The sequence below is a fragment of the Methylobacterium sp. NMS14P genome (genome assembly GCF_028583545.1).
In the GTDB taxonomy this organism is placed as follows: domain Bacteria; phylum Pseudomonadota; class Alphaproteobacteria; order Rhizobiales; family Beijerinckiaceae; genus Methylobacterium.
This window is the reverse complement of the sequence record NZ_CP087106.1, coordinates 4022985-4047205: the sequence shown is the minus strand read 5'-3', so window position 1 is coordinate 4047205 and position 24221 is coordinate 4022985. Positions and strand designations below refer to the sequence as shown.

The window sequence follows — 24221 nt, the reverse complement described above, 5'->3', positions numbered from 1 at the left end:
ACCGATCGGCGGCCCGTTCTGGCACCGTTGCGGCGCCCGGCGGGCCGAAAAATTGACTTTCCGGCCGGCTGCCGCTACGCCCCGGCCTCCCGATCCGTTGCCGATCGACCGACGCCAAGCCGACTGGCCCTCGAGGCCGGAGGTCAACGCCCGACAGCGCGTGTGCGCCCTCGGGCGCGATGGGTGTTGGCCGATGGGCGATGACGGGATCCGCCGGCCGAGGCACCCGCATGACGCGAGATCAAGAAGCGTTGAAGATCGAGGACGCGATCAACGAGACCTGCCCGTGGTCGGGCAAGCCGATCTCGGCCGACTCGCTGACGCTCTACAACGGCGCCGTGGTCGGCTTCTGCAACCCGGAATGCCGGGACAAGTTCGCCAAGGCCGTGCGCGGCTTCGAGGCCGCCCTCCAGGCGCGCCGCGTCGAGCGCGCCGGGCTCGAGCAGTAACGGCGGGGCGTCAGGAACATGTTCGAAGGCCTGTCCGACCGCCTCTCAGGCATCCTCTCGGGGCTCACCCGTCGCGGTGCCCTGACCGAGGCCGACGTCACCGCCGCCATGCGCGAGGTGCGCCGCGCCCTCCTGGAGGCCGACGTCGCCCTCGAGGTGGTCCGCGGCTTCACCGACCGGGTGAAGGAGAAGGCCGTCGGCGCCGTCGTGCTCAAGTCGGTGACGCCCGGCCAGATGGTCGTGAAGATCGTCAACGACGAGCTCGTGGCGATGCTCGGCACCGACGCCGAGACCGTCGATCTCAACGCCCCCGCCCCGGTGCCGATCCTGATGGTCGGCCTGCAGGGCTCGGGCAAGACCACCACCACGGCCAAGATCGCCCGGCGCCTCGCCGACCGCGAGAAGCGCAAGGTGCTGCTCGCCTCCCTCGACACCCGCCGCCCGGCCGCCATGGAGCAGCTCGCGGTGCTGGCCAAGCAGGTCGGCGTCGAGTCCCTGCCGATCGTCGCCGGCCAGTCGGCGGTGCAGATCGCCAAGCGCGCCATGGACGCCGCCCGTCTCGGCGGCTTCGACGTGGTGATGCTCGACACCGCCGGCCGCACCACGGTGGACGAGGGCCTGATGGCCGAGGCCGCCGAGGTGAAGGCCGCGACGAGGCCCCACGAGGTGCTGCTGGTCGCCGACGCGCTCACCGGTCAGGACGCCGTCAACACCGCCCGCGCCTTCGACGAGCGGCTCGGCGTCACCGGCATCGTGCTGACCCGCATGGACGGCGATTCCCGCGGCGGCGCGGCGCTGTCGATGCGCGCCGTCACCGGCAAGCCGATCAAGCTGGTCGGCGTCGGCGAGAAGGTCGACGCGCTGGAAGAGTTCCACCCGGCCCGCGTCGCCAACCGCATCCTCGGCATGGGCGACATCGTCTCGCTCGTCGAGAAGGCCGCCGAGACCATCGACCACGAGCAGGCGCTCCGCACCGCGGAGAAGATGCGCAAGGGCAAGTTCGACCTGGAGGATCTCTCCATGCAGCTCGCCCAGATGGAGAAGATGGGCGGCATCGGCGGCCTGATGGGCATGCTGCCCGGGATGGGCCAGATCAAGAAGCAGGTCGAGGGCGCCAACCTCGACGAGAAGATGTTCAAGCGCCAGCGGGCGATCATCTCGTCGATGACCCCGCAGGAGCGGAAGAACCCCGACCTCCTCAAGAACAGCCGCAAGAAGCGCATCGCGGCGGGCTCGGGGGTCGACGTCTCGGAGATCAACAAGCTCCTGAAGATGCACCGGACCATGGCCGACATGATGAAGGCGATGGGCCAGGGCAAGCGCGGGATCGGGCAGGCGCTCGGCTCGATGTTCGGCCTCGGCGGCGGCGGGATGGGCGGGATGGGCGGCGGCATGCCCGGTCTCCCGCCCGGCATGCCGGAGCCGACGCCGGAGCAGATCGCGCAGCTCGAGAAGCAGTTCGGCGGCAAGCTGCCGCCGATGCCGCCGGGCCTGGGCGGGGGCGGGATGCCCAAGATCCCGGGGCTTCCGGGCCTCGGCGGTCCGAAGCTGCCGGGTCTCGGCGGGTTCATGCCGGGGAAGAAGAAATGAGCGTGCTCGCGGCCCAGGCCGTCGATCCCGAACTCGCGCGCCTGCGGGACAGCATCGACAACTTCGATGCGGCGCTGATCCACCTCCTCGCCGAGCGTTTCCGCTGCACGCAGCGGGTCGGCGAGCTCAAGGCCCGAAAGGGGATCCCCCCTTCCGATCCGGACCGGGAGGCCCGTCAGGTCGCCCGGCTCCGCAAGCTCGCGGTCGAGGCCAAGCTCGACCCCGACTTCGCCGAGAAGTTTCTGGCCTTCGTGGTCAAGGAAGTCATTCGGCACCACCAGTCGATCAAGGCGGACCACGAGTCCCAGATCGAGCAACAGCGAAAGTAGTCAGACCATGGCCCTCAAGATCCGTCTCACCCGCGGCGGCGCCAAGAAGCGCCCCTATTACCGCATCGTCGTCGCCGACGCCCGCGCCCCGCGCGACGGCCGCTTCATCGACAAGGTCGGCGCCTACGACCCGATGAAGGCCAAGGACGATCCGGCCCGCATCGTGCTCGACAACGAGAAGATCCAGAGCTGGCTCGCCAAGGGCGCGCAGCCGACCGACCGCGTCCTGCGCTTCCTCGACCAGGCGGGCCTCGCCAAGCGCCCGACCCGCAACAACCCGCAGAAGGCCGAGCCGGGCGAGAAGGCCAAGGAGCGCGCCGCCAAGCGCGCCGAGAAGGCCGCCGCCCCCGCCGAGGACGCTGCCGCGTAAGGCGCTCCGGTCATGGCGCGCCGCCCCGCAGGGCCCACCTCCCGCGACGGCGGCCGCCGAGGCCGCACGAGCTCGGCGATCGGCAAGATCGCGCCCGACGCGGCGACCTCGCCCAAGGCACCGGCCCCCAGGCCGGCGCCGCTGCCCGTGCCGCCCGATCCCGACCTCGTCCTGCTGGGCGAGTTCGGGCGGGCGCACGGCCTCAACGGCGAGGTCCGGCTCAAATCCTACACCGGCGATCCGCAGGCGATCGCCGGCTACGGAACCCTTCAGACGGCCGACGGCCGGACGCTGACGCTCGCCGACGTGCGTCCCGCTCCCGGCCCGTCGCCCGACATGCTGATCGCCCGGGTCAAGGGCGTCTCCGGCCGCAGCGCCGCGGAGGCGCTCAACCGCGTGGCCCTGTACGTTCCCCGCGACCGTCTGGACGCGCCCGAGGACGACGACGAGGTCTACGCCGCCGACCTGATCGGCGCCGCGGCCGTGGACGAGACCGGGACCCTCGTCGGGACGATCGTGGCCGTGCCGAATTACGGCGGCGGCGATCTCTTGGAACTGCGACCGCCGAACGGCGGCGCCACGGCGCTCCTGCCCTTCACGAAGGCCTTCGTGCCGGTCCTCGACGTGGCGCAGCGCCGCGTCACCGTGGTCGCGCCGGAGGACCTGTTCGCGGCGCCGGGCGAGAAGCCCGCCGACGATCCGGGCTAGGGGCGAAGGCCGGTCCTCGCGCCGGCGGCGCGTCCGGCGTCCGGGCGGCGCCCCGGCCGCGACCGCCCTCAATGCCCCCCGGCCGGCGCCCCGCCGCCGAGCTTGACGCTCTTCAGGCTCAGGGCCAGCGGGACCGCGCAGGCGGCGACGAGGCCCAGCACCCAGAACACGTCGATGTAGGCCCAGTAGGCCACCTGCGTGCTGAGCACGCTCCCGATCCACGCCGTGGCCTGGTTCTGGGCCTCGATTCCGGCGTAGCCGTGCTCGGAGAAGTACTGCGTCGCCTGTCGCATGGTCTCCTGGTAGGCCGGCGAGGCCGGGTTGACGCTCTCCACCAGGCGGCTCTGATGGAACTGGCTCCGGTAGGCCAGGATGTTCTGCGCCAGGGAGACGCCCATCGAGCCGCCGACGTTGCGGGCGACGTTGATCAGCGCCGAGGCCTGGTCGGTCTGGTCCTTGCGGATCCCCTCGTACGAGGCCGAGGTGATCGACAGGAACACCATCGGCAGGCCGATGCCGATATAGACCCGCGACCACGCGAAGAACGCGAAGGTCGTGCTGCCGTCGATCCGCGTCAGGTCGTACATCCCCAGCGCCACGATGGTCATGCCGGTGGCGATCAGCCATTTCGGCTGGACGTAGGACGAGATCCGGCCGGTGAGGAACATCATCACCACCGTGACGATGCCGCCCGGGCCGAGGACGAGGCCCGACAGGGTGGCGGTGTAGCCGTAATATTCCTGCGTGATCTGCGGGATGAACTGCGTGGTGGCGATCAGGATCGCCCCGGTGAACATCATCACCAGGAAGCACGAGCCGAACTGGCGGTTGCCGATGAGGCGGAGGTCGACGACCGGGTTCTCGCGCGTCAGCAGCCACGGGATCATGGCGATGAACGAGACGACCATCAGCACGCCGGAGACGTTCATCAGCGTCGAGGTGCCGAACCAGTCCTTCCGCTGGCCCTCGTCGAGGATCACCTCCAGCGAGCCCAGGAACAGGGCGACCAGCACGAAGCCGACGATGTCGAAGCGGATGCCCTTGCGCACCAGGGCGCGGCGCTCCTTCTTGGCCGCGTCGCTGTCCTCGATCAGCCAGTACATCAGCCCGAGGGCGAGGACGCCGACCGGCCCGTTGATCAGGAAGCACCAGTGCCAGGAGGCGTTGTCGGACAGCCAGCCGCCGAGTGTCGGGCCGATCACCGGCGCCACCACGATGGCGACCCCGTAGAGCGCGAAGGCCTGGCCGCGCTTCTCCGGCGGGAAGGAATCGGCCAGGATCGACTGCGCGAGCGGCGCCATGCCGCCGCCGCCGAGCCCCTGCATCACCCGGAACAGCAGCAGCGATTCCAGGCTCCAGGCGAAGCCGCACAGGATCGACGACACGGTGAACAGCGCCACCGACCACATGAAGAACGCCTTGCGGCCGTAGCGCTTGGCCAGGAAGCTCGACGCCGTCAGGGTGATCGCGTTGGCGACGAGGTAGCTCGTCACCACCCAGGCCGCCTCGTCGGGGCCGACCGCGAGCCCGCCCGAGATGTAGCGCAGGGCCACGTTGGCGATGGTGGTGTCGAGCACCTCCATGAAGGTCGCCAGCGCGACCACGCCGGCGATCAGCCACGGATTGTGGCCGCCCGGCGCCTTCCCGGACCCGGGCTTGCTTCCGTTCTCCTTGCCCCCGTTCCGTCTGCCCGCACCCGGCCCGCGCCCGGGCGCGGCCGCGCTCCCCCGGCTGGCCACTGCGCTCACCGCACCGTGACGGTCGGGACGATCGACATGCCCGGGCCGATCGACACGTCCGTCGGCCAGGACTTGACCACGATCTTGACCGGGATGCGCTGGGTCACCTTCACGTAGTTGCCGGTGGCGTTCTGCGCCGGCAGCAGGCTGAAGGCGGTGCCCGAGCCCGGCTGCACCGAGGCGACCGTGCCCTGGATCTTGCGGCCGGGATACGCGTCGATCTCGATGGCGACCGGCTGGCCCGGCCGCATGTCGGTGATCTGCGTCTCCTTGAAGTTCGCCGTCACCCAGATGTCGTCGGGCACGAACATCGCCAGGGTCTGGCCGGCCTGGGCGAGCTGGCCGACGCCGCCGGTGAGCCGCACGACGCGGCCGCCCTGGACGGCGCGGACCGTCGTGTAGCCGAGGTTCAGCTCGGCCTGCTCGACCTGCGCCCGGTCGCGGCCGAGCTGCGCCTGGGTCGAGGCCTTCTGGGCCTGGAGCGAGCCGACCTGCTTCTGCGCGGCGACCACGCTGGCGTTGGCGCTCTGCACGGCCGCCTGCCGCTGCTGCAGCGTCGAGGTCGCCGACTGCGACTGCTGGACCGAGCCGGAGCCGCGCTCGGCGAGGTCCTTGTAGCGGGCCGCGTCCTCCTGGGCGAACTTCAGCGCCGCCTCGGCGGTGGCGACCTGCGCCTTGGAGACGTCGATGTTGGCGTACTGCGCCTGGATCTGCGCGTCGATGTTCTTGATGCCGGCCTCGTCGGCGGCGACCTGCGCCTTCGCCTGATCGAGGGCGATGTCGTAGTCGCGCTGGAAGACCTGGAACAGGATCTGCCCGGCCTCGACGTGCTGGTTGTCGGTGACCGGCACGTCCACCAGGTAGCCGCCGACCTTCGGCTGGATCGAGATGCTGCGCGCGTCGACGAAGGCGTCGTCGGTGCTCTCGTACGGGTGCATGTACAGCAGCCAGTAGAAGAACACCCCGACGCAGAGCGCGACGACCGCGAGCGCGCCGAGCAGGAACGCGAGCGGGTGGCGGCGCAGGACGTTGGGGCGCCGCGCGTCGTCCCCGCCGTCGTCGTCGGACTCCGCCGCGTCGTCGTCGGCGTGCCCGTCCTGCGCCTCGGGCGCGTCGTCGTCGGCCTGCTCCGCGCCGGGCTCGCGCGCGGTCTCGCGACCGGTCCCGCCGGCCGCGGCCGGCGCGGCGCGGCCGAGATCGAGCACGTCGCGCTCGCGTGCGACGGCCCGGCCGTCGGCCGGCCGCGGGCGCGCCTCGTCCTCGGAGAGGTGCCGCTGATCGTCAAACATGGGAAGTCGTCGCCCGATGGGCCGGCCACCCGGGGGGTGACCGGGCTTGTCGCATCGCCCGCCTCAGGCAGCACAAGCCGGCCGCAGGCCCAAGGTTCCACGCGCAGATCTGCCCGCCTAGGAACGCATGCCGCACTGCGGCGTTCTGCGCCCGGAACCTTTGCCGTTCCCGGCCTCAAGGCCCAGGAGTTCGCCATGACCAGCAGTCCATCCCCGACGCCGAACCGCCCCGGATCCGGTCCGGCGACCACCCCCTCCGGCATCCCGCTCGTCGGCGCGGCCCGCCTCGACGCCATGAGCGCGGCGCTGGCACGGAACTGGTGGCTCGTCGCCCTGCGCGGCGTCGTCGCGATCCTGTTCGGGGCGATCGCGTTCATCGCGCCGGGCGCCTTCGTGCTCTCGCTGGTCCTGTTCTTCGCCGCCTACATGCTCGTCGACGGCGTCGTCGCCGTCGTCGGCGCGGTCCGGGCCGCGCAGCGCCACGAGCGCTGGGGCTTCCTGCTGCTCGAGGGGCTCGTCGACATCGTCGTGGGCGTCGCCGCGGTGCTGGTGCCGGCCGCCGCCGTCTGGGCGTTCGTGCTGCTGCTCGCCGCGTGGGCGCTGGTCACCGGCGGCCTGATGATCGCCGCCGCCTTCCGCCTGCACCTCCATTACGGGCGCTGGTGGCTCGTCCTCGGCGGGGTCGTGTCGATCCTGTTCGGCCTCGCGCTGCTCATCAACCCGGGCATGTCGGCCCTGGTGCTGACGTGGTGGATCGGCTCCTACACCTTCGCTTTCGGCATCCTCCTGCTGATCCTGGCCTTCAAGCTGCGCGCCCAGCACGGGGCCGCCGGTCCGGGAGCGCCGCTCGGCCGGTGAGCCGGCCCGGGACCGGATCGGGCGCCGTGACCCGATCCACACGGTCGCGGCGCGATCGACGCGCCGCCCGTCCCGCGACCCCGCACCGGCGCGACACCGGGACGGATGCGGCTTAGAAGGCTCGGTCGGCCGGATCGGCCGGTCCCGGAACACGCACCACGATGACGCCCGACGCGCCGGAACGCGCCCCGGCCGACGGGCCGAAACCGCCGAAGCCGGACCCCGCCGCCGACGCCCCGGACCCGCGGCTCGCCGCCCGCGAGGCCGGCCGCGCCGCGCGCGACCTCGCGCGCCATCTCCGGACCCTCCTCGCCGCGGCCGGGCTCGGCCTCGCGCGGACCGGCCGGGCCCTGTCGGCGCGCGCGGCGGAGCGCGCGGCGCGGGCACGGGCGCGACCGGCCCCGGCGGATCTCCCGCCCGCCGTCGCCGAGACGGACGCGCGCGTCCTGGGCCGGCGCGCGCACCCGGTCCTCGGCCGCCGGCACCCGGCCCTGATGGCCGCCGCCGCGGTGGTCCTGCTGCCGGCCCTGGCGCTGGCGATCTACCTGTTCGCGGCCTTCGTGAGCCTGCCGCCGCTGGGCGGCGCCGTGGTCGAGACCGGCCAGCGGGCGATCACCGTCGAGGCCGACGACGGCCGGGTCTTCGCCACCCGCGGCAGCTTCCGCGGCCAGAAGCTCACCGCGGCCGACCTGCCGCCGCACCTCGCCCAGGCGATCGTGGCGATCGAGGACCGCCGCTTCTACAGCCACTGGGGCATCGACCTGCGCGGCCTCGCCCGGGCGGCGTGGCGCAATGTCCGCGGCGGCGGCGTGCGCGAGGGCGGCTCGACCATCACCCAGCAATACGTCCGCCTGACCTCCCTCAACCAGGAGAAGACGCTCTGGCGGAAGGTGCAGGAAGCCTTCCTGGCCCTGCGGGTCGAGTCGACGATGAGCAAGGACGCGATCCTGCTCGGCTACCTCGACTCCGCCTATTTCGGCGCCGGCGCCTACGGGGCGGACGCGGCGGCGCGGCGCTATTTCGGCAAGCCCGCCAAGGCCCTGAACCTGCCGGAATCGGCCATGCTGGCCGGGCTGGTGCGGGCGCCCTCGCAGCTCGCCCCGACCCGCAACCTCGGCGGCGCCAAGGAGCGCGCCGACGTGGTGCTCCAGGCCATGGTCGAGACCGGCGCGATCACGCAGGCAGAGGCCGACGCCGCGCGCAAGCAGAGCGTAACCCTGAAGTCGCCGCCCGAGGCGCCGCCCGGCACCAACTACTTCCTCGACATGATCGCGGGCGACGTGAAGCGCCTCGCCGGCACCGACGGCGACATGACGGTGCGCTCGACCCTCAACCTCGACCTGCAGAGCCTCGCCGAGGGCGTCGTGGCCCGCCGCCTCGACAAGGACGGCGCCCGCCGCAAGGTCGGCCAGGCCGCCATGGTGGTGCTGTCGAAGGAGGGCGCGATCCTCGCCATGGTCGGCGGCCGCGACTATGAGGACAGCCAGTTCAACCGCGCCGTCCAGGCCAAGCGCCAGCCCGGCTCCTTGTTCAAGCTCCTCGCCTACCTGACAGCCTACGAGAAGGGCTACTCGCCGGAATCCGTGATGGTCGACCGCCCGGTCCAGATCGGCGACTGGCAGCCCGAGAACGACGACGGCCGCTACAGGGGCCCCGTGCCCCTGCGGACCGCCTTCGCGCTCTCGATCAACACCGTGGCGGCCCAGCTCGGGCAGGATGTCGGCATCCCGGCGGTGATCGCCACCGCCCGCAAGCTCGGGATCCAGTCGGACCTGCCCAACGTGCCGAGCCTCGTCCTCGGCTCCGGCGCCGTGAGCCTCCTGGAGATGACCCGCGCCTACGGCTCGGTCCTGTCCGGGCGCACCCCGCTCCAGTCCTACGGCATCCAGGCGATCCGCGGGGCCGCGCCGCAGCCGCTCTACGTCCGCGCCGACGCGGCCCCGGGCCCGATGCTGGCGCAGGAGCCGCGCACCATGATGCTCGACTCGCTGCAGGCGGTGGTGGAATCCGGCACCGGCCGCGCCGCGCGGGTGCCCGGCCAGATCATCGGCGGCAAGACCGGCACGAGCCAGGATTTCCGCGACGCGTGGTTCGTCGGCATGACCCCCGACCTCGTGGTCGGGATCTGGGTCGGCAACGACGACGACAGCCCGATGAACCGCATGTTCGGCGGCGAGATGCCGGCCGGGATCTTCCACGACTTCGTCCAGCGGGCCGCCGAGAAGCTCGCGAAGGGCAAGGCCCGCCCCTCGGCGGAGCGGGCCGAGCCGGCCCGGGCGGCGGCACCCGCCCCGGCGGCCGAGCCGGCCGCGGCCGGCGAGGTCCGCGGCGTGCCGGAGGTGATCGATACCGGCACCCTCAACCTGCGCGGGCGGGTCGTGCGCCTCCTCGGCGTGGTCGGCGAGCGCGGCCACCTCGCCCGCCAGCTCGCCAGCTACCTGCGCCGCCGCGAGGTGGTCTGCACCGGCCTGTCCGACGGGACCACGGCCCGCTGCCGCATCGAGGGCGACGACCTCGCCGGGCTGATCCTGGCGGCGGGCGGCGCGCGGGCCTCGGAGGACGCGCCGCCGGACCTCCTGGGCGCCGAGGAGCAGGCCCGCGCCGAGCGGGTCGGGCTGTGGGGCCGGTGAGGCCCCAGGGCCGTTCCCGACCGGATCGGGACGGCCGCGATCGCCGAGCCCGCGCCGCACGGGGCGCGAGTCCCCTCTCCCGCGCGGGAGAGGGACAGGGGCGAGGCATCAGGTCCGTCCGGAGAGATCGCATCCCTCACCCCAACCCTCTCCCGCACGGGAGAGGGGGCGTGGGAGCGAAGGAACGGCGCGGCCTCGGCCGAAGGCATCGTCCCTCCAAGCCGTCGCAACGCGATCGGGAACTGCGCTAGCCGGCCCCCAGCTTCTCCAGCGTCCGCGGATCGGGGACGCCGTCGAAGTAGCGCGCCAGCGCGTCGGCGAAGAGCGGCTCCCCCGGCACGGCGCGGGCGAACAGCGTCATGCTGGAGCGGAACTTCAGATCGTCGGGCGCGCCGAAGATCGCGCGGGCCGAGCGGCCGGCGACGGCGTTGACGGCCGCCGTGCAGGCGCGCAGGCGCGCGCCGAGCACCGGGTGCGCCGCGTAGGCCTCGGCCTCCGCGAGGGACCCGATGGCGTAACGCTGCGCCATCGGGCTCGCGCCGAGCCCGGCGATCTGCGGGAAGACGAACCACATCCAGTGGCTGCGCTTGTCCCCGGCCTGCAATTCCGCCAGGGCTTGCGCGTAGACGCCCTCCTGCGCGGTGACGAAGCGGCCGAGTTCGTGGGTGTCGGTCATGCGCGGCTCCGATGCTCCGGTCCCGCTCCGTCAACCGCGCGGCGGCGGCCGCGGATGCAGACGCGAACGCGGTCGCGGATCTCGGCGCGGATCTCGGCGCGGATCCGGGCCGTCGCAGACGGCGCGTCGGGATTGGTGTAAGCGCCGCCCATGCTCGGAACGCTCGTCGCCTTCATGGTCGCGAACCCGGCGATGAGCCACGCGCTGACGGCGATCCCCGAGACCGCCGGGGTCGCGGCCGCGCTGATCCTGCTGCGCAGCCCCCGGCCGGAAGGCATCGCGGCGCTCGTGGTCTCGACCTACTACTACGGTCGCGAGGCCGGGCAGCGGGAACACGACATCAAGCATGCCGGGTGGGACGCCGTGCAGGCGCATCTCGGCGCCGAGTTCCTGTACGGCTGGTCGCTGCCGAACCTGCAGCAATGGGTGGCGCCGACCTGCGCAGCCTGGGCGGTTGCGGCGGCGATCTACCTGATCCGGTCGCGGATGGCGCGCGCGGCGCCCCTTCGGCCGCCTGGCCGCGGGCGGCCCTGATGGGCAGCCCGGCCGCGTCCGCCGCGCAATCGCGCGCGGCGGCGCCGGGTGCCCGGCTCAGGCGCGGGTGAACGGCCCGTCCGGCGGCCCGATCTCGCTGCGGTCCCCGAGAAGCCGCCGGCCCGAGGCGATGATCTGGACCGTCTCGCGGCTGCTGCACTGGCGCCGCGCGAGGGCCTCCAGGTCGCGCAGGTAGGCAATCACCGGGCCGCGCTGCTTGTCGGCGCGGCCGATCACCGGCTCGACCTTCGCGGTCACCAGACCGCCGACCGAGTCCCAGAATTCCGCCGGGCGGGTCGCGGCGTCGCCCATCGCAGGCTCGTGCATCGCTGATCTCCTCTGGCCTAGCCACCGCTCTTGTCGGGCGTCCCGGCCGGCGGCGCATTAGCCCATGTTGAAGACGGTCATCCGGATCGCGGCGCTCGCGGCATCGTCATCCGCGCGCCGGGCGATCCGGCGGGTCGGCATCCGATGCGCGGCCCATGATGGACAGCGCCGCCGCGCGTATCTCGGATGGACAGCCGGGAGCCCGTATGCCCGCCGACAACGTCCCGACCCGTGATGGCCGCGCGCCCGAGGCCGCCCGGACGGGCGCACCCCCCGTCCGGGGACAGCCGCCTCCGCTCGATCGCCAAGGCCGTGAGCTGGCGCGTCGTCGGGAGCCTCGACACGCTGCTGCTGTCCTATCTGTTCACCGGAAGCGTACTGGTCGCCGGCTCGATCGCCTCGACCGAGACCGTGACCATGACCGTGCTGTACTACCTCCACGAGCGTGGCTGGGGCCTGATTCCCCTGGGCCGCGCCTGACTGCTGTCGGGGGTGGCGATGCCCGCCATGTCCGCCCCCGACGGCGTGACATCCTCGAGAGCCCGGACCGGAGAGAGCCGCATGCCGCAGATCACCGTCGGAGGACTCGGCCTCCGCTACCACCTCGAGGGTCCCGAGGACGCCCCGGTCGTCGCCTTCTCGAACTCGCTGGGGGCGACCCTCGAGATGTGGGACGCGCTGATGCCCGCCCTCGCGGGACGTTACCGGACGCTGCGCTACGACACCCTTGGCCACGGCGGATCGGACACGCGCGACCGGCCCGCGGTGATCGCGGATCTGGCCGGGGACCTCGCGGGCCTGCTGGACGCCCTGGGCATCGGCCGGGCCCATCTGGTCGGGCTCTCGCTCGGCGGCATGACCGTGCAGGCGCTGGCGAGCGCCGATCCCGGGCGAGCGCTCAGCGCAACCCTGATGGCGACGGCGGCCTTCCTGCCGAGCCAGCAGAGCTGGGATGAGCGCGCCGCGACCGTGCGCGCCCAGGGGACGGCGGCCGTGGTCGAGGCGACGCTGGGACGCTGGTTCACCCCGGGCTTCGCGGAGCGCGACCCCGGGGCGGTCCGGGCGGTCCGCAAGCGCTTCCTGGCCTGCGACTCGGCCGGCTACGCGGTCTGCTGCGGGGCGATCGGGCGCATGGATCTCCGGCCGGCGCTGGCCGCCATCACCGCGCCGACCCTGGTGATCGCCGGTCGCGACGATCCCTCGACGCCCCCGGCCATGGCCGAGGAGATCTGCGGCGGCATCGCCCAGGCCGAGCTCGTCGTGCTGCCGCGCGCGGCGCATCTGCTGGCCGTCGAGCGCGCCGACGCGGTCGGCAGCTACCTGCGGGCCTTCCTCGACCGCGCCGCGCCGGGCGCGTAGCCGGGCCGCCGCGGCGCCGTCCCGGCAATGGCGTCAGTGGCAGGCGATCCCGACATCGGCGGGCGACATGCCGCGCGCCAGGCGCCGCCCGGTCCGCAGCAGCGCCTGTCCGAGCAGCGCCACGGTCAGCGGGTCGCCGTCCTGCTCGGCCAGCTGATAGGCCGCGAGCAGCGCGTCGCCGAGCTCGCCGAGCCGGTCCGTGGGCTCCGCATCCGCGATTCCGGCGTCGCGCCCGGCACCGCTGTCGGGCCCGTCGGCCAGCGCGCACAGTTCCGCGCGGCGTCTCGCGTTCGCTTCGTCCTCTGGTGAGCCGTTGCGCATTATGTTGGTCCCTCAACCAGCTTGAGGGTGCACCTACAGGTTGCGAACCGTCAACTCCCCCCGGGCGCGCCCGGTGAGCGGTCGAGCGTCGCAGCTCTCGAAGGGGTAAGACCCGGTGCCGGGCGACCCGCCGGCGCCGCCCGAGGGTACACGGGGGCGCTGTCGCCGGCGCCCGGTCGCGGCCGACGCGGCAGTCGGCGCTCAGGAACAATCGCGCCGATCCACAACTTTGGCGTGCAAAGTCGATGGAACGGCGCGGCCCGACGAAGGTGAAGCGTCGGGTCGAACGCAGCAAGGCCCCCGCGGTCAGCTCCGCGGGGGCCCTGCTCATCGACGCTCCATCAGGAGCGTCCGGTCGGTTTTACTTGATGAGGGCGAGGAGAGCCTTGCCGGCCTTGGTGTTCAGCTCCTTGGCGTCGAGCGTGCCGTCGTTGTCCGGATCGGCCAGCTTGAAGCGCTCGCCGACGGCCGCGAGGTACTCCTTCTTGTCGAGGGTGCCGTCGCTGTCCGGATCGGCCTGCTTCACGCCGGCCGGGCTCAGGCGGCCCTTCAGCTCGCGGGCGTCGAGGGTGCCGTCCGAATCCTTCTCGAGACGGTCGAAGGTCGCCGAGGCCACCGCCTCCACTTCCTTCAGGTCGACGGTGCCGTCGTTGTCGGTGTCGATCATCTTGACGGCGCTCGCCCCGCTCACCGGCTTGGCGAACGCGGCCGGAGCAGAGAGGCCGCACACCGCGAGGGTCACCGCCGCGAAGCCACTGATGAAACGAAGGGTCATTGCCAGATGCTCCCGAAATTTGATGCTCGATCTTCCTAGTCGCCGACTCGCCGTGCTGCAAGTGCGAAATTCGACCCTGTGGGCGGATCGCATGTCTCGGCGCCATCGTCGGCGGATCGGCATAGAAAAAGGGGCCGGCGCGAGCCGGCCCCCGAAGAGGGCGCACAGTCGCCGTACGGCGATCCGCGCGGCGATTCAGTATCCGTAGCCGCGGCGCACCGCGGGGCGGTCGTCGTCGAATCTCTGCCGACGGTAGAGGCGGTCCTCGTCATAGGCGCGGTCGCCCCGATACTCTTCGCGGCGGAAGTCGCGCTCCTGCTGGGCGCGGGAGCGCAGGTCCACGCTCGGCCCGTCGGGACCGATATCGATTCGCTGCGCCGCGGCGGGGACGACGCTCGTCAGGGAGGCAGCCAGGACGGCGCCGGCAAGCAGGGTCTTCATGGGACTCTCCTTCGTGCGTTCGGGGTCCAACCCGTCTTCGCGCCGATCGTTCCCGATTCTCCCGCGTCCTCGCCGCCTCCGAGACAGATCCCGACGGATCACGCGAGCGTCGCGAGGTCCTGAAACCAGTGCTGCGCCTGGACGTAGTTCTTCACCCGCGGCGACAGCGCGTGCGGATTGGTGTCGTGAACCACCCAAACCTGCACGGCGTCGTCCACGACGATTTCGTGGATGCGCGCGAGCAGCCGGTTCTGCTCGGCCACGTCGAGGCTCGCCTTCACCTTGTCGCAGAGGGCGTCGACCTCGGCATTGCGGTAGTGGCTCCAGTTCACGCCGTTCGGCGCGATCTGCCGCGAATCGTAGAAGCGCAGGATCGCGTAGAACGGGTCGGAGGTGACGTAGGCGATGTTGCCGGCGCTGACGCCCTTGAGGCTCGGATCCGCGGCGCCCTGGCGCCACGCCGTGTAGGCCACCTCCAGCTCGACGGTCTTGAACTCCACCTGGATGCCGACCTCAGCCCAGCTCTGCTGGACGAACTCGTTGATCGGTAGCGACAGCATCTGCCCGGTGCCGCCGGTCGGGATCAGGACCGTGGCCTTCACGGGGTTCTTCACCGAGTAGCCGGCCTCCGCGACGAGCTTGCGCGCCGCCTCGACGTCGGTCCGGATCCTGAAGCCCGGCTTGCCGAACCACGGGCTCGATTCCTGGACCTGCCCGACGGCGGGCTGGGCGAGGCCGCCCATCAGCTCGACGACGCCCGCGCGGTCGATGGCGAGGTTGGCGGCCTTGCGCAGGCGCAGGTCGCGCCAGGGCGACCCCTCCACCATCGACAGGTGGTAGTTCCAGACATGGGGCGTCTCGTTGCCCACGACCCGCATGCCGGCGGCCTTCAGGCGCGGCACCGCGTCGGGCGCGGGCGTCTCGATCAGGTCGACGCTGCCGGACAGGAGCGCGTTCACCCGGGCGAGGTCCTCGGGCACGCAGGCGAGGGTCAGCTTCGCGAGCTTCGGGACCCGCTTCGGGTTCCAGTAGCCGGCGTTCGGCAGCAGCTCGAGGCGCACCCGCGGCACCAGCTGCCCCATCCGGAACGGCCCGGTCCCCGAGGGCGCGAAGGCGAACTTCGCCCAGTCCTTCCCGACCTTCTCGTACTGCGCCGGCGACGAGATCAGGAACCAGAGCATCTGGTAGGGGAACAGGCTGTCGGGCGTCTTGGTGACGACCTGGACGGTCTTGGCGTCGACCTTCCGGTAGCTCGCGACCCCGGGCAGGCGCGGGCGGACCTGGGCCGCCTGCCGCTGGTCGAAATGCGGCGCCTCCTTGTTCAGCACCTTGTCGAAGTTCCAGATCACCGCGTCGGCATCGAAGGCCGAGCCGTCGTGGAAGGCCACACCCTCGCGCAGGTGGAACGTCCAGACCTTGGAGTCGGCCGGGTCGGCCTCCCAGGCGGTGGCGAGGCCGGGCACCATCTTGCCGGGCCGGTCGGCGACGTCGAGTTCCCAGGCGACCAGGGGGTCGTAGAGCGTCAGCCCGGTGAACTGGTAGCCGCCCGCGCCCCGGTCCGGCTGGCCGGTGGTGAGCGGCAGGTCGGTCATGGAGATGCCGTAGGTCAGGGTGCCGGAGGCCGCGCCCTGCGCGCCGGCGCGGCCCGCCGCCCCCAGCGCCGCCAGGGCGACGCCCCCGGCCATCAGGGATCGGCGTGTCGGCTTGATCGGGTCCATCGTGTCTCTCGGCTGAAGGCGCGGGCGCCGCACGGAACGGCGCGCGCCCTCGGCGCGCGGCGGCGCGGCCCGGGCCTCCACCCCATGCTGCATACAGAATGATGCACGCATCGTGCCCGATGGCCGCCGGCGCCTCCCGGATGCCCCGGGGGTTCAGGCCTCCCAGACCTGGCCGGGCCTGAGTGCGACGAAGCGCTCGGCCGGGATGCCGGCCCCGCCGAGGGCCGCCGCCAGCGCCTCGACGGGCCGCTCGACGCCCTCGTCGGTGAGCTGGAACGTGCCCCAGTGATGGCCGAGGGCCTGCTCGGCGCCGAGCAGGGTGAGGACCTTCACGGCCTCGGCCGGGTCGACGTGCTGCGCTTGCATGAACCAGCGCGGCTCGTAGGCGCCGATCGGCAGCGTCGCGAGGCGCGGCGGCCCGAACCGCGCCCTCACGTCGGAGAAGAGCGCGCCGTCGCCGAAGCCGGTATCGCCGACATGGTAGTGCACGCCGCGGGGCGAGGTGATCACGAAGGCGCACCACAGCGCCATGCGCCGGTCGTTGACGCCCCGGGCCGACCAGTGGTTCGCGGGCGTCAGGTGGACCTGCAGCCCGTCGCCGAGATCGACCGATTGTCCCCAGTCGCGGGTCTCGACATGCATCGTGTCGTCGTAGCCGCGCAGGATCGTGTCGTTGCCCAGAGGCGCCACGATCAGCGGCTGGTGCGCCTGCCAGAGCCGGGCGAGGCTAGGCCCGTCGAGATGGTCGTAGTGGTTGTGGGTGACCAGGACCGCGTCGATCGGCGGCAGGTCGGCGAAGGCGATGCCCGGCGGGTTGACGCGCTTCGGCCCGGCGAAGCGGACCGGGCTCGCGCGCTTGGCGAAGACCGGGTCGATCAGGATGTTCCGGCCGGCGACCTGCACGAGGTAGCTCGCGTGGCCGATCAGCACGACCCGGAGGCCCTCGACGCGCTCGGGCGGCCGGTCGGCCGGGTAGGGGCTGGGGAAGCTCTTCGGCCAGGGCTCGCGCTGCCGCCGGGCCTGCCAGCGCAGCACGTCGGGGAGCGCCTTGTCGGTGGACTGACCGGGCAGGAAGAACCGCAACCCGTCGAAATGGTCGGAGGTCGGGCCGCGATAGTACGGGTTCCGGCCGCGCCGGTGCGCGGCGTAGCCGACGCCGCCGAGCGTCATGACCGTGGCCGCACTCGCGACCGTGAGCAGGCTGCGCCGTTTCATGGGGCCGAGATGGACGGAACCGGGGGCCGGTCAAGCGCTGCCGCGGCGCGGCGCGGAGCCTCAGGGAGGTTTCGGCGACGTCTCAGGGGCGCCTCAAGGGCGCCTCAAGGGCGCCTCAAGGGGCACCTCAGGGGCGCGGAGCGGGCCCGCCTCACTCCACCATCTCGGCGGCGAGGGACAGGCGCGCCCGGTAGACCACCTTGCCGACGCCGTCGCGGACGCAGGCCACGTAATCCTGGCGCTCGACGTCCGGCAGCATGTCGCGGGCGATCGCCGACATGATGCGGGTGACCTTGGCGCGGGCCGCCGGCAGGTCCGGCAGGTCGAACCCGACCTCATCGTGGATCGGCTGCGAGCCGTCGTGCAGGTCGATGAAGTAGCGGGGCATCGGCGCCAAGCGTCTCTAAGAGAAGTAGTCTACCGACAGGATTGGTCTTGCTATGGTTAACAGTGCCTTAAAAGCCGAGGTATGAGGCCCCCTCGGCGGTCGGGCGAGAACCGGCCTCGACCTCGCCGCACCGCCCCCGATCCGCCCCCGATCCGCCCCGGCGCGTCCGGATCCCGGGACGACGCGGGGGAGACTCCCTCAGGTGACGGGAGAGGAAGGACCGCCCGTCCGGCGAATCCGGCGCGCCGAAGCCGCGATCCGGTCCGCTCAGGAGAGCCGGCGGCCCGGCGGGGTCCTCACACCCCGTCCGGCGGCAGCGCTTCCGTCACCTCGACGCGGCGGTTGCCGGCCACGGGGGCCGTCTCCTCGACGGCGGCGACGTCGCTCTGGGCCGGCGCCCTGTCGAGCGCCTCGGCGACCGCCGCCACGCCCTTGTAGCGGGTCAGCCGCCGGTCGATCATGCCGTCGATCCGGTCGTGCAGCTCGGACACGGTCAGGCTGCGGCGCTTGCCGCCCGTCTTCTCGGTGAACAGGCTGCGATTGGCCCGGGCCGCCGTGCGGAACTCGCGTCCGGCGACCTCGCCGGGCTTCTCGGAGGAGAGCGACAGGAAGCGCCCGGCGCTCGCGGTGCCGAGGAAATGGGCGAGGTACAGCTCGGTCGTGGTGAGCGCGCGCCCGACCCGGGCCTCGATGCGCTCGCGGTCGCGCTTGATGAGCTCGGCCGCCATCAGGGCGGCGACGCGCGGGTCGTTGCGCAGGCCGAGCACCCGGGCGCGCATGCTGCCCGCGACGGTGATCGCCGCACCCCGGCCCTTCACGGCGGCGGCCTCCTCGGCGAGCCCGTAGCGCGCGCCGTAATCGCGGATCATCTCCAGCCAGGTGCGGGCGACGAACTGGAACAGGCCCTGCGCCGAGGACGTCGCGGCCTTCGCGTCGGTGTCGAAGCTCGATTCCTTGTCGGCCAGCGCCATCATGTAGACGGGATCGACGCCGGCCTCGTCGGAGGCCTTGACGATGGTGTCGACCACCTTGCGCGGCACGCTGCGCTCGCCGAACTTGACCGCGTCCTGCTCCTGCGTGACCCGCGGCAGGGCCGCGAGGTCGTCCTGGATCAGGGCCGTGGTGGCGGGCTCCTGCTCCGGCACCGGCAGGCCGTTCCAGGCGTTCTCGGCCGGCGCCGCCAGCGCCTCCGCGGGCGCCGCTGCGGGAACCGTGGGCTCGGACGCGTGTTGAGTCATTGCCTGCGCGGCGCGCGGGCTGGTGTCGATCCGGTCGTGGGCCTGGGCGGCCGGCGCGAAATAGGCGGGCGCGAAGGCGGCCTGCGGCAGACCGAACCCGGCGACGAGCCCGAGGGCCAGCGTCCCGGAGATCCGGCCGAGGCCGGTGCGGCGAAGTGACCGGCGCCCTGTCTCGCGTCCGGCCCGCGGCAGCCACGCCACGGCTTCATCCTCGATATGGCCCGTACCGTTCAGGGTCTGCGGCACGAGTCGGCTCACGTCGTCGGCGCGACGCGCCGGCTCCGGGAAAACCCCCATCATTGGTCCTCTTCAGATTGGTCCTTGCGTCCGCCCGGCTCTGACGGCCGGCTTTTCTGGAAGCGGCGGCCCTATCGACGCCGGCCGTGACCAGAATGGGACGGCGCCGTGATCCAAGCGTGGCACGGTCAAGGAAGGGTTAACCCTGCCCCTCAGGGCCGCGTTAACGCCGCGAACCGGCCCCGCACGGGACGACGGTGGGGCAATGTTGTCGCATTCGGCTTGGAACGCAGCACTGCCGAGCCAGTTAGGTACGGCCCCGGGGGGGCGAACTTCCGTCCCAGGACGGACCCTTCAAGACGCCACCCGCGTCCGCACAAGGACATCAGTTTCCGATGAGCATGCAGTCCGGTCGCCGCGTCGGTGTCGCGTTCGTTGGCATGGGGGGCGCTGTCGCCACCACTGCCATCGCCGGCATCGAGATGATCAAATCCGGCTCCAACCGTCTCGACGGGCTGCCGCTCGCCGGTCTCTCGGTGGCCGGCATGGCCGACTACAAGGACCTCGTCTTCGGGGGCTGGGACCTGAACGGCGACGACCTCGCCTCCGCGGCGAGCGGGCACGGCGTGCTCTCGAAGGACGACATCGAGAACGGCGCCCAGGCCCTGAAGGGCATCACGCCCTGGCCGGCGGTCGGCAGCGCCAAGTTCTGCAAGAACATCGACGGCCAGAATCGGATCGTCGCCAAGGACCACCGCGAGGCGGTCTCGGTGATCGCCAACGACCTCCGCCGCTTCCAGAAGGAGAGCAACCTCGACGACGTGGTCGTGGTGAACCTCGCCTCCACGGAGCGCTGGCCCGACCTCAACGACCCGACCCTGAACTCCACGGCCGCCTTCGAGAAGGGCCTGGATTCGAGCGACGAGGCGATCTCGCCGGCGATGCTCTACGCCTACGCGGCGATCAAGAGCGGCATCCCCTACGCCAACTTCACCCCGAGCGTCGCCGCCGACGTCCCGGCGCTCCTCGACCTCGCCAAGGAGCTGAACGTCCCGGTCGCCGGCAAGGACGGCAAGACCGGCCAGACCATGATGAAGACGGTGCTGGCCCCCGCCTTCAAGGCGCGCGCGCTGCACGTCGACGGCTGGTTCTCGACCAACATCCTCGGCAACCGCGACGGTCTCGCCCTGAACGACCCGAACTCCCTGCAGTCGAAGCTCAACACCAAGGGCACGGTGCTCGACTCGATCCTCGGCTACCCGGTCGAGGATCACCTCGTGCACATCCACTATTACCGGCCGCGCGGCGACGACAAGGAAGCCTGGGACAACATCGACGTCACCGGCTTCATGGGCCAGCGGATGCAGATCAAGGTCAACTTCCTCTGCAAGGACTCGATCCTGGCCGCGCCGCTCGTCATCGAGATCGCCCGCGTCCTCGACCTCGCGAGCAAGCGCGGCGACGGCGGCGTGCAGGAGCAGCTCTCGACCTTCTTCAAGGCGCCGATGGTCAAGAACGGCCACGGGCCGGAGCACGCCTTCGGCAAGCAGGAGAAGATGCTCCACGACTGGCTGGGCGTGCACTGAGGCTTCCCGCATCGACGGGCATGGTCTGAACTCGGTACGGCCCCTTCGTCGATGACGGGCCGGAACCGGCCCCCCTCTCCCGCATGGGAGAGGGGACCCGCGTCCAGCCGGACGACGGGCGAGTCCGTCCCAGCCGCCTGTGAGGCCGTGAGCCTCATCCGGCCGAGAGAAATGATGCCCCGCGAGAACCACCCGTCGCAATCCGGTGCCGCAGCGCCCGAGGCCCTGCGCGACCTTCTGGTCGAGATGAACGACCTCAAGCGCGTCCGCTCCGCGGGCCGTACGGGCTCGATCGCCGAGCGGCTGTTCGCGCAGGGGTGGGGGCTGCTCACGGGCGGCGCCGCGCCCGACGACGTCGCCCTCGACATCGCGGCCGTCACCCTCGCGGCGACGCGCCTCTGCGACCTCGACGCGGCCTTCCTGTCCGCGGCGGGGCTCTCGGACGCGGCCGCCTCCGCGGTGCTGGTGGCGGGCTTCGACGCCGTCACCGGAGACCTCGATCCGGACCTCCGCGACCGCCTGCGCGCGCGGCTCGCGCCGCGTCCGGCGGGCCGACCCGGGCCGCTGCCGGGCTTCGTCAGCGCCCTGGCGCAGCAGCCGCGGGCTGGCGTCACCTGTCCCGGCCGCGCCCGCATCCTCCTGGAGCCGCCGGAGAACCACGCCGAGCACTGCCTGATCGTGGCGGTCTACGGCGTCTGCCTCAGCCCGTTCTACCGGGCCGATCCCGGCACCGTGTTCCTGGCCGCGATGGCCCACCACTTCCACAACGCCGCGATGCCGGATGCCGGCTTCACCGGCGAGATGCTGCTCGGCGACCATCTCGGCCCGATCATGGCGACCACCACCGCGTGGGCGCTCAACGAGCTCGACGAACCCCTGCGGGCCCGGGTCGAGCGCGCCCGCGCGGTCCTTCCGGACGACGCCACCGCCGAGGGCCGCGCCTTCCACGCGGCCGACTGCATCGACCGCGTCCTCCAGATCGCCCAGCATCTCCGCGGGGCCTCGACCACGATGGGGATGGTGCTCGACGAGTGGGAGCTGGTCCACGCCGGCCCGGTGAAGGGCTTCCACGATCGTGTCCTCGCCGACATGCGCATCCCTTGATCGCCGGACCCGGTCGCCCATCTGCCCGGGCGGCTCCGAGAACCATGATTCCGTTCGAACTCAGATCGCCGGACACCGGCAACCCGCTGAAGGCCGACGGCCCGCACGCCCTGCGCGACGCGGAGACCGGCGCGCGCTGGCCCGTGATCGACGGGATCCCGTACCTGCGGACCAACCGCGCGGCCCTGGTCGAGCGGGTGCTCGCGCATCTCGACGCCGGCGAGCCCGACGAGGCGCTGGCCGCGCTGCTGGTCGATCAGGACGACTGGTGGAACGGGCCGCCGGCCGATGCCGCCGGGATCATCCGCCTGATCAAGGAGCGCCGCACCGCGACCCTGCGCGACGCGGTCGAGCTCCTCGGCTGGGGCCGCGTCGGCGACTACTTCCTGCACCGCTGGAGCGACCCGACCTTCCTGGCCGGCCTGTCGCTGCTGGAGGCGCACTGGAACGAGCCGATCTGCGTCTTCGAGTTCGCCTGCGGCATCGGCCACTACCTGCGCGAGCTGCAGCGGCGCGGCTGCAAGGTCGCCGGCGCCGACGTGGTCTTCGCCAAGCTCTGGGTGGCGCGCCACTGGGTCGTCGCCGAGAAGGCGCAGCTCGTCTGCTTCGATGCCGGCTCGCCCCACTGGCCGATCCCGGGGGCGCCGGTCGATCTGGTCGTCTGCAACGACGCCTTCTACTTCCTCGACGACAAGGCGGCGCTCCTCGAGTGCCTCCGCCAGAACGCCGGGGACGACGGCTGGCTGGCGCTGAGCCACATCCACAACCGCGACTGCCCGGGCTTCTCGGCCGGCCGCGCGGTGACGGCCGAGGAGATCGCCGAGTTCTTCCCCGACGCCCTGGTCTACGACGACGCGGAGCTGACCCGGGCGCTGGTCGAGGCGCGGGCGCCGAGCCCGCAGGATCCCGCGGCCCTGCGGAGCTGCGAGGCGTTCTCGGTGGTGTGCGGTCCCGGCATGCGCCCGGCGCCGCGCGCGCTGGTCGACGGCCTGACCCTGCCGAAGCCGGGGACCGTGCTGCGGCTCAACCCGCTCTACGCGCCAGAAGGCGACGGTCACGTCATCCGCTGGCCCTCGGAGCGCTACGAGGCGGAGTACGGCCCCCGCGCCACCTACCCGCCGCGCTCCCCTGGACCCGAGTCGCTGGCCTTCGACGGCAGCCTCGACGCGTCGGAGACGCAGCGCGTCCGCGTGCGCGAGTTCGTCGACCTGCCGGAGCGCTGGTGATGGACGCGGTCGGCTGGGGCATCGTCGGCTACGGCTGGGTTGCCCGCGACTACATGGAGCCCGGCATCCGCGCGGCCGGACACCGCCTGGTCGCCGTCTGCGATCCGAACCCGGAGAGCCGCGCGGCCGCCGAGCGTGCGGGCGCGCGCGTCCATTCCGACCTCGCCAGCCTCATCGCCGAGCCCGAGGTCGAGGCGGTCTACGTGGCGACGCCGAACCACCTCCACCGCGGCGCCGTGGAGGCGCTGGCCGCCGCCGGCAAGGCGGTGCTCTGCGAGAAGCCGATGGCGGCGACGCTCGGTGACGCCGAGGCCATCGTCCGCGCGGTCGAGTCGCAGAGAATCTTCTACGGCACCGCCTTCGACCAGCGGCACCACCCGGCCCACCGGGCGATCCGTGCTCAGGTCGCGGCCGCGCGGCTCGGCACGGTCACGACCGTGCGGATCGTCTACGCCTGCTGGCTCGGGCGCGACTGGTCGGAGGCCGGCCAGCCGAACTGGCGGATCGACGCAGCGCAGGCCGGGGGCGGCGCGCTGATGGACCTCGCCCCGCACGGGCTCGACCTCGTGGACTTCCTGCTCGGCGAGCCGATCGCTGACCTCGCGGCCCTGACCCAGACCAAGGCCCAGGATTACGCGGTCGACGACGGTGCCCTGCTGATCGGGCGGACCGCGAGCGGCGCCCTGGCGAGCCTGCACGTCGCCTACAACTGCCCCGACGCGCTGCCGCGCCGCCGCCTGGAGGTGGTCGGCACGAAGGGCCTGCTCGTCGCCGAGAACACGATGGGCCAGACGGCCGGCGGGTCCCTGACCTTCATCGACGGCGCCAGCGGCCGCACGGAGGCGCTCGCCTTCGACACCGACAGCTCGCCCTTCACCGAGCAGGTGCGCGCCTTCGGCTCGGCCCTGCGCCGGCCCGAGGAGCGGGCGGCGTACGCGGCGTCCCGCGACTTTCACACGATGCGGCTCGTCGCCCGCGCCTACGGGCAGGGGTAGCGGACAGGAAATTCGATCACGCAACCAACCCAAGCATCTCCCACTCACCCCCTCATCCTGAGGTGCCGGAGCGCAGCGGAGGCCTCGGAGGAGGGCTCCAGGGATCCCGGTGCCATCTG

Annotated in this window: 25 protein-coding genes; 14 read left to right on the top strand and 11 right to left on the bottom strand. The window is 72.3% G+C overall.

Going from position 1 to position 24221, the window contains the following annotated elements; all coding sequences use genetic code 11:
- Window positions 1-230: 230 nt before the first annotated feature.
- From LOK46_RS19200 to rimM, 5 genes are read left to right on the top strand one after another with little or no spacing between them, the layout of a single operon-like run.
- Window positions 231-449 (top strand): glutathione S-transferase, encoded by a 219-nt coding sequence (locus LOK46_RS19200; protein ID WP_273559792.1) that lies wholly within the window; start codon window positions 231-233, stop codon window positions 447-449.
- A gap of 18 nt (window positions 450-467) precedes the next feature.
- Window positions 468-2039, top strand: coding sequence for a signal recognition particle protein (ffh, locus tag LOK46_RS19195; protein ID WP_273559791.1), 1572 nt, complete (start codon window positions 468-470; stop codon window positions 2037-2039).
- A complete protein-coding gene (locus tag LOK46_RS19190) occupies window positions 2036-2368 on the top strand; it encodes a chorismate mutase (protein ID WP_012320554.1) in 333 nt (110 codons plus the stop codon). The genes ffh and LOK46_RS19190 overlap by 4 nt, the downstream gene beginning before the upstream one ends.
- Window positions 2369-2375: 7 nt before the next feature.
- Window positions 2376-2738, top strand: a complete 363-nt coding sequence (gene rpsP, locus LOK46_RS19185; RefSeq protein ID WP_020092607.1) for a 30S ribosomal protein S16 — start codon at window positions 2376-2378, stop codon at window positions 2736-2738.
- Between the two features lie 12 nt (window positions 2739-2750).
- The gene (rimM, locus tag LOK46_RS19180; protein ID WP_273559788.1) at window positions 2751-3446 is read left to right on the top strand and encodes a ribosome maturation factor RimM; all 696 of its coding nucleotides are present in this window, start codon (window positions 2751-2753) and stop codon (window positions 3444-3446) included.
- Window positions 3447-3514: 68 nt separating this feature from the next.
- Here rimM and LOK46_RS19175 read toward each other — a convergent pair whose 3' ends face one another.
- Together LOK46_RS19175 and LOK46_RS19170 are read right to left on the bottom strand one after the other, a co-directional pair.
- A complete protein-coding gene (locus tag LOK46_RS19175; RefSeq protein ID WP_273559786.1) occupies window positions 3515-5194 on the bottom strand; it encodes a DHA2 family efflux MFS transporter permease subunit in 1680 nt (559 codons plus the stop codon).
- Window positions 5191-6474: an HlyD family secretion protein gene (locus LOK46_RS19170; protein ID WP_273559785.1), complete on the bottom strand. Its 1284-nt coding sequence runs from the start codon at window positions 6472-6474 to the stop codon at window positions 5191-5193. Before LOK46_RS19170 ends, LOK46_RS19175 begins: the two co-directional genes overlap by 4 nt.
- A gap of 195 nt (window positions 6475-6669) precedes the next feature.
- Here LOK46_RS19170 and LOK46_RS19165 point away from each other — a divergent pair, with 195 nt between their 5' ends.
- Window positions 6670-7332: an HdeD family acid-resistance protein gene (locus LOK46_RS19165; protein ID WP_273559784.1), complete on the top strand. Its 663-nt coding sequence runs from the start codon at window positions 6670-6672 to the stop codon at window positions 7330-7332.
- 161 nt (window positions 7333-7493) lie between these two features.
- Window positions 7494-9962, top strand: a complete 2469-nt coding sequence (locus tag LOK46_RS19160; protein ID WP_273559782.1) for a PBP1A family penicillin-binding protein — start codon at window positions 7494-7496, stop codon at window positions 9960-9962.
- Window positions 9963-10209: 247 nt separating this feature from the next.
- Here LOK46_RS19160 and LOK46_RS19155 read toward each other — a convergent pair whose 3' ends face one another.
- Entirely contained in the window at window positions 10210-10638 is a 429-nt protein-coding gene (locus LOK46_RS19155) for a DUF1810 domain-containing protein (protein ID WP_273559780.1), read from the bottom strand.
- A gap of 150 nt (window positions 10639-10788) precedes the next feature.
- Here LOK46_RS19155 and LOK46_RS19150 point away from each other — a divergent pair, with 150 nt between their 5' ends.
- The gene (locus LOK46_RS19150; RefSeq protein WP_273559778.1) at window positions 10789-11172 is read left to right on the top strand and encodes a hypothetical protein; all 384 of its coding nucleotides are present in this window, start codon (window positions 10789-10791) and stop codon (window positions 11170-11172) included.
- A gap of 57 nt (window positions 11173-11229) precedes the next feature.
- Here the strand turns inward: LOK46_RS19150 and LOK46_RS19145 are convergent, their stop codons facing one another.
- Window positions 11230-11499, bottom strand: coding sequence for a hypothetical protein (locus tag LOK46_RS19145; protein ID WP_273559777.1), 270 nt, complete (start codon window positions 11497-11499; stop codon window positions 11230-11232).
- Window positions 11500-11733: 234 nt separating this feature from the next.
- On the opposite strand from LOK46_RS19145, the gene LOK46_RS19140 reads away from it, so the two are divergent.
- Both LOK46_RS19140 and pcaD read left to right on the top strand, forming a co-directional pair.
- Window positions 11734-11979, top strand: a complete 246-nt coding sequence (locus LOK46_RS19140; protein WP_273559775.1) for a DUF2061 domain-containing protein — start codon at window positions 11734-11736, stop codon at window positions 11977-11979.
- An 81-nt stretch (window positions 11980-12060) separates the two neighbouring features.
- Entirely contained in the window at window positions 12061-12858 is a 798-nt protein-coding gene (pcaD, locus tag LOK46_RS19135) for a 3-oxoadipate enol-lactonase (RefSeq protein WP_273559773.1), read from the top strand.
- Between the two features lie 33 nt (window positions 12859-12891).
- On the opposite strand, the gene LOK46_RS19130 is transcribed toward pcaD, so the two are convergent.
- The 7 genes from LOK46_RS19130 to LOK46_RS19100 form a co-directional block, all read right to left on the bottom strand.
- Window positions 12892-13179: a hypothetical protein gene (locus LOK46_RS19130; protein WP_273559771.1), complete on the bottom strand. Its 288-nt coding sequence runs from the start codon at window positions 13177-13179 to the stop codon at window positions 12892-12894.
- A 361-nt stretch (window positions 13180-13540) separates the two neighbouring features.
- A complete protein-coding gene (locus LOK46_RS19125; RefSeq protein WP_273559769.1) occupies window positions 13541-13954 on the bottom strand; it encodes an EF-hand domain-containing protein in 414 nt (137 codons plus the stop codon).
- Window positions 13955-14149: 195 nt separating this feature from the next.
- Entirely contained in the window at window positions 14150-14395 is a 246-nt protein-coding gene (locus LOK46_RS19120; protein ID WP_273559767.1) for a hypothetical protein, read from the bottom strand.
- Between the two features lie 98 nt (window positions 14396-14493).
- A complete protein-coding gene (locus LOK46_RS19115) occupies window positions 14494-16113 on the bottom strand; it encodes an ABC transporter substrate-binding protein (protein WP_273559765.1) in 1620 nt (539 codons plus the stop codon).
- A 153-nt stretch (window positions 16114-16266) separates the two neighbouring features.
- Entirely contained in the window at window positions 16267-17328 is a 1062-nt protein-coding gene (locus LOK46_RS19110) for an MBL fold metallo-hydrolase (protein ID WP_273559763.1), read from the bottom strand.
- A gap of 151 nt (window positions 17329-17479) precedes the next feature.
- Window positions 17480-17716 carry a DUF6894 family protein gene (locus tag LOK46_RS19105; protein WP_012320537.1) on the bottom strand — a complete coding sequence of 79 codons (237 nt, stop codon included), beginning with the start codon at window positions 17714-17716 and terminating at the stop codon, window positions 17480-17482.
- Between the two features lie 296 nt (window positions 17717-18012).
- Window positions 18013-19251 carry a transglycosylase SLT domain-containing protein gene (locus LOK46_RS19100; RefSeq protein WP_273564639.1) on the bottom strand — a complete coding sequence of 413 codons (1239 nt, stop codon included), beginning with the start codon at window positions 19249-19251 and terminating at the stop codon, window positions 18013-18015.
- 335 nt (window positions 19252-19586) lie between these two features.
- Here LOK46_RS19100 and LOK46_RS19095 point away from each other — a divergent pair, with 335 nt between their 5' ends.
- The 4 genes from LOK46_RS19095 (at window position 19587) to LOK46_RS19080 (ending at window position 24102) form a co-directional block, all read left to right on the top strand.
- Entirely contained in the window at window positions 19587-20777 is a 1191-nt protein-coding gene (locus LOK46_RS19095; protein WP_273559761.1) for an inositol-3-phosphate synthase, read from the top strand.
- A 174-nt stretch (window positions 20778-20951) separates the two neighbouring features.
- On the top strand, window positions 20952-21881 hold the full coding sequence (locus tag LOK46_RS19090; protein WP_273559760.1) for a hypothetical protein: 930 nt from the start codon (window positions 20952-20954) through the stop codon (window positions 21879-21881).
- Window positions 21882-21925: 44 nt separating this feature from the next.
- Window positions 21926-23107, top strand: a complete 1182-nt coding sequence (locus tag LOK46_RS19085; protein ID WP_273559759.1) for a class I SAM-dependent methyltransferase — start codon at window positions 21926-21928, stop codon at window positions 23105-23107.
- A complete protein-coding gene (locus LOK46_RS19080; RefSeq protein ID WP_273564638.1) occupies window positions 23107-24102 on the top strand; it encodes a Gfo/Idh/MocA family protein in 996 nt (331 codons plus the stop codon). The genes LOK46_RS19085 and LOK46_RS19080 overlap by 1 nt, the downstream gene beginning before the upstream one ends.
- The last annotated feature ends 119 nt before the right edge of the window (window positions 24103-24221 follow it).